The organism is Pararhodonellum marinum (genome assembly GCF_015354735.1).
Lineage (GTDB): Bacteria > Bacteroidota > Bacteroidia > Cytophagales > Cyclobacteriaceae > Pararhodonellum > Pararhodonellum marinum.
The window spans coordinates 113,561-126,805 of the sequence record NZ_JACEFJ010000001.1 but is presented as its reverse complement, the minus strand read 5'-3'; the positions used below and the strand labels follow the sequence as shown (position 1 = coordinate 126,805).

The following is a 13,245-nucleotide window of genomic DNA, read 5'->3' as shown; positions in this document are numbered from 1 at the left end:
CTGGTTTCTTTTGATAAATTTTCACTAACCTACTGGCATTTATTAGATTTTCATTTTTAAGTCTCCTTCATCCGCTATCCGGTGAATTTTTCCTTCTTTGAGAGCAAGGCTTTTGTTTACGCACCTCGGGACATCGGTTGCGTAATGGCTGATATAAATGAGCGTCAAAGGCAATTGGAAGCATATGCGGTCTATGGTTTCTCTGAAATACAACCTTTGTCGCTCATCCATTCCCTGAGCTGCTTCATCCAGGATCAACAAGGGAGGCCATTTGATCAAAGCCCTCGTCAAGAGAATCAGCCGCTGGTTTTCCAAGGTAACCTGATTTAATCTTAAACTTGCCACATCCTGCAATTCAAAAGCCTTTAACCAGTCCATTGCCAAAGCATGCTGTTCTTTGCTTGGCCTTCTATAAAGGCCGATGGTGTCAAAAAAACCAGAAAGAACAACCTGAAGACAACTTTGATGGGTAGGAAAAAAACGGCTCAGTTCCGGCGCGACAAAACCAAGATTTTTCTTGATGTCCCAAATGCTTTCCCCTGTTCCTCTTTTCCGATCGAAAAGGAGGATATCATTGGCATAGGCTTGAGGGTGCTCCCCCATGATAAGACTCAGCAAAGTGGACTTACCTGCACCATTGGGCCCTTCAAGTGACCAGCGTTCTCCCGGAACTACCCTCCAATTGATCTCATGAAGGATCTTATGCTCTCCATACTGGACATTCACCTGATTCAACTCCAAAATGGTTTTAAACGAATGGGGTCTATACCTGACCAAAAGTCTATCCAGCAGATCAAAGGATCTGGAAAAGCCCTTTTTTAAAGAAAAATCGTGCTCCGGATAATTTTCTTTAAGAATTCTTTTTTTAAATCGAAATTTCCCAAGGACGCCCAGGTGGGTAATGAAAGTAGGTATTTCATCAATATTGGTGGTCATGATTACCTGAATGCCTGATTTGACTATTTCAAGTAGAATTTTATCAAAGCCACTTTTTGTTGCTGTATCCAATCCAGTCATAGGCTGATCCAAAAGCAGGATTTTTGGATTTTTTATCAGCGCCTCTGCCAAAGCAAGTCTACGGGTTTCACCATTGGATAGTTTGATTAGAGATGCTTCTGCCAACTCTTTCAATCGAAAAAGGTCCATTACAGTATCCGTGGACCATGGACCTTGATTTTTTACCGGTACCTCGCTTAGATACTCAAATACAGAGCGGGTAGCTTCTGAATCCATGGAATTGTAGCGCTGTTGGTAATAAAAATTCTGTTGGTTGGATTTGTCCTTGAATAGATACTTTTGAGACACGAAGGCCATCAGATCTCTGAAACTGTGGACCTCTCCTGCAGCCTGCTTATTAGCCAAATAAGAAGTAGCGAAAGGTCGTTCATAGGTCCCCTTGTTAAGCACCGTATGCCCCATCAGGGTTTCCAAAAAAGCAGTCTTTTGCACACCTGAATGACCCAAAATGGCCCAGTTTTCCCCTGTTTTCAGCTCAAAATCCATATCTTGAAAAACCACCCTACCCAAATGCTGCACACAGATCCCTTTCAAGCTGATCAATGTCGTTGATTCAGACTTTGCATTTTGAAAAAGTGGGTTGCTTTGGATCATGGATGGAAAATCTAAATCAGATTTTGTTTTTGGTGTCTATCAGAATGGTTACTGGACCATCATTGGTTAAGGTCACTTTCATGTCAGCGCCAAACTCTCCGCGTGCTATGGGTTTCCCCAGTTTTATCTCCAAAACCTCACCGAAACGCTCGTACAGTGGGATGGCTGTTGGCGGTTTCGCTGCTTTGATGTAGGATGGCCGGTTTCCTTTTTTGGTACTGGCATGTAAGGTAAACTGGCTGATCAATAAAATTTCCCCTCCCACTTCCAGAATGCTTTTGTTCATCACCCCTTGCTCGTCCGCGAAAATCCGCAGATTGACCACTTTGTTGGTTAACCACTCAATATCCTCCTCATCATCCGCTTCCTCGATGCCCAAGAGCACCAACAATCCCTGTTTAATTTCTCCTTTGATTTGCCCATTAATTTTGACGGCTGACTCCGAAACCCGCTGAATAACTGCTATCATTGTATGTGGTTTGTAATAAATCTTGAAGATAATTGAATTCGGAGAAGAAGAAGCATTTCTTTCCAGCGATTTTGGCTGCTTTGCTGACCCTTCTGGGTTTTGGCCTGATTTATCATTTTCAGCAACCGCTCAGCTATGAATTGAACCTGCTCTTTGATGGCAATGAATATGCCAAGGCTTATGCCTACTTCAAAGGTCAGACTCCGGAATATACGGTAAAATACCCATTTAACGTTCGGATTCTCGTACCATGGATGGCTTCCAAGATGCCATTTGACAGTGTCCAAGGTGATTTCTTGGCTGTCAATCTCATCTTTTCGGTTTTGTTTTCATTCTGTTGGTTTTTTGCTGCACCTATGGCTGGACTGGATAGATTGAAAACCTGGATAGCGTGGTTTTGGATTACATTTCATTGGGTTGGACTCCTCAAAGCAAACATCATGGACCCGATCAATGTGGATGTGCCTCTCTATTTGGTTCAGGTTCTGCTTTTCATCGCTTTCACGAAAGAAAAATGGATTTGGTTACTAATACTCGCTCCCTTAGGAACTCTCCAAAAAGAATCCATGCTCCCTACTTTGATGCTGCTCACCCTTTACCCTGGACTGGATAAATTGATCTGTGGGAATAAAAAAGCTTTTGGCTTATTGGTGGTTTCGGTCCTTTTGAGTTTCGGCGCATTCAAATGGGCCTCCGTTTATTTTGCAGAGCATAACGGTTCTCAAAATATTTTTTTAAATCTTATCACCACATTAGCATATAGAGTATCCCACCCTATATCATTTTTACGTTGGATGCTTGCTGTCACATTGGCCTTTGGTCCATTTATCTGGATATGGCTTTGGAAAGTTCAGAAAGGTCAATGGAAGTTGGATCCCATCCAAAAAATACTGCTTCCTATGGCCCCCTTGTATGTATTTTTCAGTTTTTTGGCAGGAGGAGACTTTACGCGTCTGGCTTTTTTGGGATCACCCTTTTTGATGTTGCTATTTCTCAGGGATGTTGAATTTACAGGCAGACAATGGCTGCTTGTTGGCTTACTTGCGCTCCCCGCCATGCGGCTTTGGGAATGGATTCCTGACGGCGGGAAAAATTTTGAAGCCTACAGCCGGTGGTATCCGGAATTTGCACCTTGGCCTTACCTTGCAATGTACCTGATATATACAGTAATGGTGGCCTTAGTCAGTAAAATTTACCTTAACCAAAAGCCTGCATCTCCACTGAAGAAATGATCTCTACCCCTTGGGATGACTTCTCAAGCGCTTGGTACAGCATTGCTTTGGCTACCTTGTGATCGTAAATGGGTTTGTATTTTTTGAATAAACCGGGTGCGGTGACCAAACGCATGACTACCTTTCCAATGTCCTCACCCAATCTGCTTTCTTTCCGATCACCGAGCAATATGGAGGGCTGAAAAATGCCCAAATAATCAAACCCGATTTTTTTTAGATCTTCTTCCACCTGGCCTTTGACCTGATTGTAAAAAATACTTGAACCAGCATCAGCCCCCAGCGAACTGACATACAAAAATTTCTTTGCTCCCAGTTCTTTGGCCCATTTGGCAAAATTGATCACATAATCATGGTCAATTTTGAAAAAAGCCTCCTTGGAACCCGCCTTCTTGATGGTCGTCCCTAGGGCACAAAAGGAATGCATAACATATGTTTTGTCTTTCAGGTGCTTGATCAGCCCGTGGTTGTCGCCCCCCAAATCACCCGACCGAAGCGATTCTTCCAGATGGGCTCCCCCAAAATTTTCGAAATCTACCTTGACCTGAATTAATTTATGGTTTTTGATGGAGAGTTCTCTTCTCGCCACCGAAATCACATAATCGTACTTACTTTCCAAAAACAGCTGATGGAGCAATTGGGTACCGATCAAACCGGACCCTCCTGAAACTATTGCAATGTTGATCATTTTGCTAAACTAATTTTTGATGATTGGGACAACTTATCTCAACTGAGTTTTGCCCAAACAAATTTAACCCTTTTGGCTAAGCAAAACAGCAATGTCAAATAAAACCCTATATGGACCATTTGGTATGATTTGGGCAGTATTTTTCCAGCCATCCCTTGCAAGAGGGCAGCGTTACCGGACAAAACAGACCCAATGGTACTTCTCAAGCGAAGCTTACCTCAAAATCAGCCTTAGGAACTGTGCCGCAACAAATTTAAAAACTCCGCCTCCAGGGCTTGGTTTTTATTTTTGGCGTACCAAAGGTGAACGGATTCAGCAAAAGCCTTTTTCTCCATCAACTCTGGATTGGCCTTGTAGACCTGATATTTTTCTTGAAGGAGCTGAGGTCTGGGCCCCCAAGTGAAAGCCACTGAAAGGTCCTTTTCCCGAATGGCAACCAATTTGGGAATGGAGCGAGTTCCATTGGTCAAGAAGGCTTCCATCAAATCGGGATTTTCATCCCTCAATATGAACTTGACTTTAATGAGAGGATTGGAACCAGCCAATTTAACCAGGTAAGGGATATTCTGTGCAGCATCCCCGCACCAGGCTTCCGTGAGGATAAGCCAAGTTTGCTTTTCACGAATTTGCTGAACCTGAGCTTGGGCTTCAATCGATACCTTTGCCGTTTTATCCCATCTGGACATCCGCTGCAGGTTGATGAAAGTATACCCCAACATGGCCTCAGAATGATTGGAGCCGGTGGTTCTTCCTTCAGCAAGCAAATTATAAATCAGCGTTTTGTATTGGGTGTAATCTAGGGCTTTTTCCAGTCTATCGTGGGTGATTAGACTTTCTTTAGAAATAATATGCATAAGATTTCTGGAATTGAAAAAGCATAACAGCAATCAAATGATCCTGGTTCTCTCCCACTCCAAAAATTTTTCTATATCAGTTTGAACACTTTTAAATACAGCCAAAATGACAGACAAATCATCCACATAGCCAATGACAGGGATAAAATCAGGAATCAGGTCAACCGGAGAAATAAAATAGACCAAAGCCAATACCAACAGTCCAAGGGAGCGGTTTGAAATCCCCTTGTATTCCCCTTTGGAATGGGCTTTCACCATCCTGATACAGATGTCTAGTTGTCCTCTGACCTGTTGAATAGTCGGATTTTGACCCAATGCAATTAATTTGACTTTGACCCTTTCCAGAAGATTTTTCAGCTTACTCTCACTGGAACGGATGGCTTCCACTTTTTCTTGAAACATGGCCTTGGCTTTATTGATATACTCTTGTGGGTTTTCGGTAAATTTTCCCATAAATGATGGCTAAAAGAAAATTTGAATTTCTGATTTCACTTTTTGCAAAGCAAAATTGATGCTATCATTTTTTTGTTCCAAGGAAAGTTGAAAAATCCGCTTGGCCAACTCGATTCCTCTGGCCTCATCATTGAGGTCCTGAAGGGAGCGGTTGACCAAAGTTACCACTTCCTCAATGGCGCTTTTGACTGCTTCCCAAGTTTCGCTGCTGAAATACACCTGCTGAGAAAGGTTGTGGTTGTATTCATCCCGCACATCATGGAGCAACAGCTGATGAAGCTCTTTGGCCGTATAGTCCGCATTATTTACTCTACGGACCAGATTGTTTGGCCTCACCCTTTCCAGCAACAGGCACAGCCTTTCGCCTGCTTGTAGTCGAATCGGCAAAATGGTGTCCGTGTTCTTGGTTTTCATTTGGATCAGTATTTTTTCCCTTTCTTTTTGCAGAAAAGAGATGACCACCAGGTACATACCATAAATAACCAGTCCCGCTGGCAGGACAATTTTCAAAAGATCGTACAAATATTCCATGCTGTTTACAAAATTTAATCCCGAATATCTTAAATATTGGTTGGGTTTGAAACAAAAATGTAATAAAGTAGGCGTAATTTTGAACCAAGAATCCCTAATTTACCTTAGGTACAGATGATTATCCCTATCAGCATCACCGAAAAGGCCGAAATAGAAATCAAAAACATCATGGCCCACAAAAATATCCCTGCCGATTATCACCTTCGCGTGGGTGTAAAGGGCGGAGGCTGTGGTGGAATGGCCTATGCCTTGGGTTTTGATAAGCCAAAAGAAGAAGATCAGCATTTTGAAATACAAGGCATTCCAGTTTTGATTGAGAAAAGACATTTCATGTTTTTGATGGGTATGCAGATCGATTTTTTTGAAAGCAATGAAGCCAGGGGATTTACATTTGTCAATCCCGAGCTCCCCAAAAGGCATGATGTGGAAGAGGGTTGAGCAAATGGGCATTTGATCAGCCCTCTTCAAAACCCGGCTTCACCTTAGACCAAAAATGATCCAATGCGATGATCCGGGGTTTTAAAAACGAGATGATTTCAGACCAATCTTCTTTTTTCATTACACTTGGGCCAGGTAGGATTTTTTCAATTTTTGAGATGGTTTTTCCCCATTCATCCACATCATGGAGCTTCCAGTCCCAGCTTTCCCCAAGGTCTTCGTGCAACATTTTCTTGAATGCCTCAAATTGCCCGAAAAACAATTCCTGTAATTCAATATCAGCATGGTTGATTTCAATACCGATGGACACAAAATCCGTTTCAGCTCTCATGCGGAAAAAAACCTGTTTGACGCCTGTTTTGTAATTTTGCCAATTGACCCTTCCTCCATCTGCCGAAGGGACAGGTTTCATGTACAGTCCAAAAGCAGTCCAAAACTCCTGTTTGATTTTGCTGAGTTCTGCACGCGAGTACATGGTTCAATAGCTTTTGTGGCTATCAGCCGGAAGCACGAGGATAAAATCAGCCATGTCTAAGTATTGGTCTTCCAGATGATGGATATCTTCCTGTAATACAGTAGTTAGGTTCAGGACCGAAGTTTCTGGGGAAAACTTATTGATGTACCAGTTGATACCTTCAAAATTTTTATTGTGATAGGCGCCGTTGATGTGCAGAATCACTTTTTCCTGATGTAGAAAGGGCAAAAGACTGTAGGCCATGGTGGCATCTTTCAATGCCTGCGCCTCTACCATAAAATCCACATTCATAGGCCCTCCATGCATCATGTCCTTCATGGCAACATAGGTGGGGAGTTCTTTATCGACTTGAATAGGCAAGGGAGGCAAAGCGTTTTTGGCCTCCAAAGAAAGTCCTTCCAAACTAACAAGCCCTTCTCGACTGACCAAAGAGGCATATTTTCTGGGTACATTGCTGGCTACAAAGGGAATGGGGGCATTTTTGGCAAACAGCATCAGAGGCTTATAATCCGTGGCATAGTTATTCCACAATTTAGCCTCTGATTCAAAGTTCTTGTCGGTCAACTTACCATCAAACCATTCATCCACATTCAACTGATCATCCCGCTCAAAAAACTCCCCAGCCAATACTACATCCACTCCGGACTCATGCAGTGATTTGAGGAGTTGAAGTTGCATCCAATGCCCCAGGCTGTTGTCATGCAGTTCTCCAAAAAGAATTAAATCAACTTTACCCGATGAATTCAATAGGTCTTCAAAATTTTGCTCTTGGCCAGTCTTATTGAAAATTTGGTAAGGAAGCAATTGGGCTTGGACAGAAAAATTACAGGCAAGCCATGTCACTATCAATAGGCTAATTCTCTTCATAATCCAATGGATAATTGACTTCGATGACCGAATAGTTTACAACTCCTCCTAAGGCCGGATTGTGTTTTTTGATCCGTATGCTGATCTCTTCTGCATGGGGATAAGCTACTAAAATGTCTTTGACCATCAAATGGGCTAGGTGCTCCAGCAACTTGACCGGTTCCTGCATGTGGGACTTGGCGATCTGATAGATTTTTGAATAATCCACCGTTGCCTTTAAATCATCCTCCAACATGGCTTTCCTGAAATCAGTTTCCACAGTAATGTCCACAGTAAACCGGTTTCCCAGCTTTTTCTCTTCGGAAAAATAGCCATGGTAAGCATGAAATTCTATCCCTTCCAGTGATACTTTTCCCATCAGTCCAATTGGTCAAAAAATGAACCGGATTGGTTTTTCTTTGGACTCTCCTCGGGCTTGGTATCCGGTGTGGTGCTTATTTTTTCCTCAGCTTTGGTATCATTGGATTCGCCAAGTTGATCTTTGGGCTTTTCCTCCGTTTTTTTCGGAGCTTGCCATTCGTATCCCGGTTTCACTTTTTCCTGAGGACTTTCACTTTCTGCAACGGAAGCTTCCGGGGAAATTTCCTGATTTTCCAGCGATGGATTTTCCGTTTCAGTTGGGATTTGAGGTTTTTCAACCGCTGGACTTTCTGAAGATTCAGGTTCCACATAAGCCCTTTCCACGGCAACCGAAAAAGACGACTGCCGACTTAATTCCTTAACCAATTTCGCATGGGCCTTCATATCAAGTTTTTTCAGTTCCAGGTGCGAATGTTCGATGTTATCCTGTATGTCTGCTGAAAGATTTTTGAGGTTCTTGACTACAATTTCACGTTGTGCCATCAGCATTTCATAATTTTCGATCAGAGATGCCACATCCTCTCTCAGATCCTCCATCACACCTTTGGCCTTGGCCTCGGCGGAATCTATGATGTTTCTGGATTTGTTTTTAGCCTCATTTTGCATGGCATCAGCATTCATCTGCGCTTCCTTGAGAATCAGATCTGCGGTTTTGGTAGCCTGTTCGATCATACTGGCCCCGGTATCTTCAGCTGTTTTTAGCGTTTTGAAAAGGGATTCCTCCACTTGCCTGAGCTTGTAGACTTCCTTTTCTGTTTGCTCCAGTTTCGATTTCAGTTCTTTTTTGTCATCCATCATCCGCTCCCATTCCTGGGAAAGCGAATTAAGGAATGAACTCACTTCATCCTTGTCATACCCTCTGAAGTTTTTTTCAAAAGTTTTCTGACGGATTTCTATTGGCGTAATTTTCATAATTTATAAGACAATGTCCCAGATAGAGATGGTTCTATCATCACTAATGGCAACAATTTTTTGATTAAATGAACTCCACAAAACTTTATTGATGGAGGTCCCGTGCCCGGCATGGCGGGATTTGTCGATGACCTTCAACAATTTGAAGGTTTGGGCATCCCAAATTTTAATGGATTTGTCCATACTGCAAGTTACAAAACACTTACCATCTTCCCGGTAATCCAGGTAGTTGATTGCATACATATGGGCCACTATTTGGTTCTTTTCCTGATAATCCATGCCATCCCAGAACAGCAACTTTGCATCCCTGCCTCCACTGACCAAAGTATTGCCATCTGGCGAGAAACCCAAAGCAAATACGGAATTTGTATGACCTTTCAAATTGGCCATGGGTTTGAAGGTATCAAGGTCAATGATTTTGACACTATGGTCACTCAAGCCCACAGCCAGTTGTTTTTTGGTAGGATGAATGGACATGACACGGACGCTTTTTTCAGCTATCTTCAGGTGTTTGAGCGGCGAACGTTGCTTGATATCCAAGATAGAGATGACGCCATCTGCAGTGCCAACTAACAGCAAATTGCCAAATACCTTGATATCAAAAATCGATTGGTTTGTGATTTTAAGCGACCACAATTCCTGAAAATTTTCAAGATCTATGGCATGAATTCCTTCGTAGTTGTGTCCGATATACAAGACATTATTGGCCTTGTCCACTGCTAAAGCATAAACTGAATGCGGGAGTTTAGCCACTAATTTGCCGTCTTTGGGTGCTTCCAAATCCCATGAAACCACCATTCCATCACCAGCCCCTGTATAAAAAAAACGGGGATCCGAGCCTTCGACCAAGGCATAGATGGAGTCATTGTGTCCGGTGAGGGTATGTAGTTTATTAACTTGAATATTTGACATATATTGCGGATGGATTCAGCACAGCCTCCTTTGCTCCATGCAGACAAAAATAGAAAAAATTAGTCCTTATTCAGCTTTAGCCATAAAGAATATTCAAGAATGTGGACAGGAGAATCTTGATTTTTTGAGTTTTAGGGAAAAATTATCGTTCGCTAATATCAGCCACCCAGAAAAAAAAAAGGAATGGAAAGGCGCCAGACTTGCAATTAAATCGGCTTTGGACGGCATCCAACTTCCCTACCCGGGTTTTTTCAAGGATGAACATGGAAAATCCCATCCCATGGATCATTATGGGTATGTTTCACTTACCCATACCCGGGGCATTGCTGCAGCCATTTTTCACAAGGAGATGCCGGTAGGGATAGATTTGGAACTCATCAGGGGTAAAGTGGTAAGGCTTGGTCCGAAATTTTTGAATCAAGGTGAAATTGATTTTTTGGGTAATGACCCATTGCTCACCACCATAGCCTGGTCCGCCAAAGAATCCATTTATAAGTGTCAGGGGAAAAAGGGGATCAGCCTGAGGCAACACATATTCTTATCTCCATTTACTAAAAGCGACCCTGTTATCAAAGGCAGGATTCAGGGTTCTGAAGATACTGATCACCATTATACCGTACAGGTACAAATTGAAAATGACATCATTCTGACCTACACCATTTGGTAATCACTCCTCTTCTTCCAAAATCGCCAGCAGGGCCCGTACCTCCTCGGATTTCTCCACATCCCCCAGCTTTTCAAAAGAAACAATCAGGCTTCTTAAGGTCCTCTTGATGATTTCCTCGTGGGAACATGGTTCAAAAAATTCCTTGACAGGCGTGATTTTCAGGTGTTCCAAGTAATTGTTGATGTCGCTTTTGGAAAAGATCAGGCCTTTGTTGAACCCATTGATATAAAAGGTTTGCTCTGAAGTGGCATAGGTCAGCACAAAAAGATTTGGAAGATTGACTCCATAGATAGGCAAACCCAGTTTTTGGGCCACCAAAAGGTATACGCAGCACAAACTGGTGGGATTGCCCTTTTTGGTCTCGATCACATTGTGGATCATGCTATTGGCTGGTGAATGGAAGTTTTTGGTGTTGGCAGAAAACCTCAATTTGCTGAAAAGCACATTGTTGATGATCCTGACCTGATCATAGGGTTGCAGGTCATTCTTGAAAGCGGTCCAGACCTCAAAGTAAATCTGATGCATTTCAGCATTGAGTTTTTCAAATTCAAGATCAGGGTATTGGTAGGTATTGATCAGCCACAAGCCCGAAAGCAGGTCCTTGTCCTCAGAGTTTTTCCATTCCACCAACCTCGCCTTGAGCAAGGAAAATTGAAGTTCATGGACCAACTCTTCTATTTCTTTTTGAATATCCGGATTGAAGCTGTTTTCCCACTGTTTTTCAAGGTAAGGAATCACCTCATTGCCCAGTGAAATGATTTTGTTTTTCACATGGTCCTTAACCTCCCTGTCTGTATCATCCAAGAGAGCAACCAAAGCGTTGAGTTCCTTTTCCGTGAGTTTCTCCATCTATCCTTCTTTTAGCACCTCGAAAGGTGAGCGTATTTTATTTCAGTTTACTTCAACAAGGTTTATCCAGTATCCAAGTTTGACACTTGGTGTAAATATCCCTTCGATATTCAATCCCCTCTGGATTTTTACTCCGTTGTGATAGTTTTTTAAAAAAACGGTTCTGTTACTGAATTAGGCAATATTAAGCGTTAAATAACAATACATAGAACGAAATCTAACGGCCAATAGCCGACCAAATTCCTATTTTTTTTAAGTTTGAATCACTCCCACATTGAATTTATCCTGTATGGGAGCTAAGTTGGCAGCCGCTATGCCCATACTGATCACTTTTCTGGTCTCTAGCGGATCTATCACACCGTCAACCCATAAGCGGGCTGCTGCATAGTAGGGACTCAGTTCCTCATTGTATTTGTCAGTGATCTCATCCAATAGTTTTTTTTCATCCTCATCCGAGATAACCTGCCCGGATTTCTTCAAAGAAGCCACTTTGATTTGCAAGAGTGTTTTTGCCGCCGATGCACCACTCATCACCGCCATCTGAGCACTTGGCCAGCTGAAAATCAAACGCGGATCATAGGCCTTCCCACACATGGCATAATTTCCAGCACCATAGGAATTCCCTAAAATGAAAGTGAACTTGGGTACCACAGAATTGGCCATGGCATTGACCATCTTGGCGCCATCTTTGATAATCCCGCCGTGTTCTGCCTTGCTGCCCACCATAAAACCACTCACATCCTGTAGAAACACCAAAGGGATTTTTCTTTGGTTACAATTCATGATAAAGCGGGCTGCCTTGTCTGCGGAATCTGAGTAAATCACGCCCCCCATCTGCATTTCACCTTTTTTGGTTTTGACGATCTTTCTCTGATTGGCCACGATACCGACGGCCCAGCCATCAACCCTGGCGGTACAACAGATCAAGGTTTTGCCATAATCTTTTTTGTATTCCTCAATTTCAGAGTCATCCACCAAGCACTTGAGTACTTCCAGCATGTCATAGGGTTTTACCCGGTCCGATGGGAAAATCCCTAACAAGTCAGATTCCTTGACCTTTGGCGGCAAAGATTCTTTCCGATCAAAACCGGCCTTTTCGGGTTCACCGATTTTATCAAAAATCTGACGGATAGCATCCAGACAGGCTTCATCTGAATCATATTTGTTGTCCGTCACTCCCGAAATCTCACAGTGGGTGGTGGCCCCTCCTAAAGTTTCATTGTCCACATTTTCTCCAATGGCAGCTTTGACCAAATAGGAACCGGCCAAAAAGATCGAACCTGTTTCGTTGACAATCAAAGCTTCGTCAGACATGATAGGCAGATAGGCCCCTCCTGCTACGCAACTTCCCATAATGGCCGCGACTTGAATGATTCCCATGGAGGACATCTTGGCATTGTTTCGGAACTGTCTGCCGAAATGCTCCTTATCCGGAAAAATTTTATTTTGCATGGGCAAAAAGACCCCTGCGCTGTCCACCAGATAGATAACGGGCAACCGATTTTCCATGGCTATTTCCTGGGCTCTGAGGTTTTTTTTCGCGGTCATGGGAAACCATGCCCCAGCTTTCACGGTGGCATCGTTGGCTACAATCATACACAGTCTGCCACTTACATGGGCCAGTCCCGTGATAACCCCAGCCGAAGGGCATCCCCCCTCCTCTTCATACATGCCATCGGCAGCAAATCCCCCGATTTCCAAAAACTCGCTGTCCTCATCAATCAAATACTGGATCCTTTCTCTTGCGGTGAGTTTTCCTTTTGCATGTTCTTTTTCGATGCGTTTGGTGCCTCCACCCAGCTTGACTTGCTCCCATTTTTTTTGCAGCCGATAAATCAGTTGTTTGTTGAGGTCTTCATTTTTATTGAATGCGATATCCATGGAGATTATTTGGGTTAGTTTTCTTGAAAAGCTAAAATAAGGGCAATGT

The 13,245-nt window shown here is 42.9% G+C and carries 16 protein-coding genes; 3 read left to right on the top strand and 13 right to left on the bottom strand.

Annotation, left to right across the window (positions count from 1 at the left end):
- Positions 1-42 precede the first annotated feature (42 nt).
- Together H1A14_RS00550 and dtd are read right to left on the bottom strand one after the other, a co-directional pair.
- Positions 43-1,611, bottom strand: coding sequence for an ATP-binding cassette domain-containing protein (locus H1A14_RS00550; protein ID WP_194774255.1), 1,569 nt, complete (start codon positions 1,609-1,611; stop codon positions 43-45).
- A 16-nt stretch (positions 1,612-1,627) separates the two neighbouring features.
- Entirely contained in the window at positions 1,628-2,080 is a 453-nt protein-coding gene (dtd, locus tag H1A14_RS00545) for a D-aminoacyl-tRNA deacylase (RefSeq protein ID WP_194774254.1), read from the bottom strand.
- Between the two features lie 32 nt (positions 2,081-2,112).
- On the opposite strand from dtd, the gene H1A14_RS00540 reads away from it, so the two are divergent.
- Positions 2,113-3,312 carry a hypothetical protein gene (locus H1A14_RS00540; protein ID WP_194774253.1) on the top strand — a complete coding sequence of 400 codons (1,200 nt, stop codon included), beginning with the start codon at positions 2,113-2,115 and terminating at the stop codon, positions 3,310-3,312.
- Here H1A14_RS00540 and H1A14_RS00535 read toward each other — a convergent pair.
- The 4 genes from H1A14_RS00535 to H1A14_RS00520 all read right to left on the bottom strand — a co-directional run bounded on the left by H1A14_RS00535 (position 3,278) and on the right by H1A14_RS00520 (position 5,835).
- Positions 3,278-3,997 (bottom strand): NAD-dependent epimerase/dehydratase family protein, encoded by a 720-nt coding sequence (locus tag H1A14_RS00535; RefSeq protein WP_194774252.1) that lies wholly within the window; start codon positions 3,995-3,997, stop codon positions 3,278-3,280. The two genes, H1A14_RS00540 and H1A14_RS00535, sit on opposite strands and share 35 nt — an antisense overlap.
- A 230-nt stretch (positions 3,998-4,227) precedes the next feature.
- A complete protein-coding gene (locus H1A14_RS00530; protein ID WP_194774251.1) occupies positions 4,228-4,851 on the bottom strand; it encodes a thioredoxin family protein in 624 nt (207 codons plus the stop codon).
- Positions 4,852-4,884: 33 nt separating this feature from the next.
- Positions 4,885-5,304, bottom strand: coding sequence for a YkvA family protein (locus H1A14_RS00525; RefSeq protein WP_194774250.1), 420 nt, complete (start codon positions 5,302-5,304; stop codon positions 4,885-4,887).
- Between the two features lie 9 nt (positions 5,305-5,313).
- On the bottom strand, positions 5,314-5,835 hold the full coding sequence (locus tag H1A14_RS00520; RefSeq protein WP_194774249.1) for a DUF7935 family protein: 522 nt from the start codon (positions 5,833-5,835) through the stop codon (positions 5,314-5,316).
- Between the two features lie 114 nt (positions 5,836-5,949).
- On the opposite strand from H1A14_RS00520, the gene H1A14_RS00515 reads away from it, so the two are divergent.
- Positions 5,950-6,273, top strand: coding sequence for a HesB/IscA family protein (locus H1A14_RS00515; protein WP_194774248.1), 324 nt, complete (start codon positions 5,950-5,952; stop codon positions 6,271-6,273).
- Between the two features lie 16 nt (positions 6,274-6,289).
- On the opposite strand, the gene H1A14_RS00510 is transcribed toward H1A14_RS00515, so the two are convergent.
- From H1A14_RS00510 to H1A14_RS00490, 5 genes are read right to left on the bottom strand one after another with little or no spacing between them, the layout of a single operon-like run.
- A complete protein-coding gene (locus H1A14_RS00510) occupies positions 6,290-6,748 on the bottom strand; it encodes a DUF4268 domain-containing protein (RefSeq protein ID WP_194774247.1) in 459 nt (152 codons plus the stop codon).
- A 3-nt stretch (positions 6,749-6,751) separates the two neighbouring features.
- Positions 6,752-7,615, bottom strand: a complete 864-nt coding sequence (locus H1A14_RS00505; protein ID WP_194774246.1) for a ChaN family lipoprotein — start codon at positions 7,613-7,615, stop codon at positions 6,752-6,754.
- Complete coding sequence (folB, locus tag H1A14_RS00500) at positions 7,602-7,973, bottom strand: dihydroneopterin aldolase (RefSeq protein ID WP_194774245.1); 372 nt, start codon at positions 7,971-7,973, stop codon at positions 7,602-7,604. Before folB ends, H1A14_RS00505 begins: the two co-directional genes overlap by 14 nt.
- Positions 7,973-8,887, bottom strand: coding sequence for a DivIVA domain-containing protein (locus tag H1A14_RS00495; protein ID WP_194774244.1), 915 nt, complete (start codon positions 8,885-8,887; stop codon positions 7,973-7,975). The genes folB and H1A14_RS00495 overlap by 1 nt, the downstream gene beginning before the upstream one ends.
- 3 nt (positions 8,888-8,890) lie before the next feature.
- Positions 8,891-9,799, bottom strand: coding sequence for a WD40 repeat domain-containing protein (locus H1A14_RS00490; RefSeq protein WP_194774243.1), 909 nt, complete (start codon positions 9,797-9,799; stop codon positions 8,891-8,893).
- 37 nt (positions 9,800-9,836) lie between these two features.
- Here H1A14_RS00490 and H1A14_RS00485 point away from each other — a divergent pair, with 37 nt between their 5' ends.
- Entirely contained in the window at positions 9,837-10,466 is a 630-nt protein-coding gene (locus tag H1A14_RS00485) for a 4'-phosphopantetheinyl transferase family protein (RefSeq protein WP_194774242.1), read from the top strand.
- Here the strand turns inward: H1A14_RS00485 and H1A14_RS00480 are convergent, their stop codons facing one another.
- Positions 10,467-11,315 carry a transglutaminase-like domain-containing protein gene (locus H1A14_RS00480; RefSeq protein WP_194774241.1) on the bottom strand — a complete coding sequence of 283 codons (849 nt, stop codon included), beginning with the start codon at positions 11,313-11,315 and terminating at the stop codon, positions 10,467-10,469. It lies immediately after the preceding gene.
- 252 nt (positions 11,316-11,567) lie between these two features.
- A complete protein-coding gene (locus H1A14_RS00475) occupies positions 11,568-13,196 on the bottom strand; it encodes an acyl-CoA carboxylase subunit beta (RefSeq protein WP_194774240.1) in 1,629 nt (542 codons plus the stop codon).
- Positions 13,197-13,245: the final 49 nt, after the last annotated feature.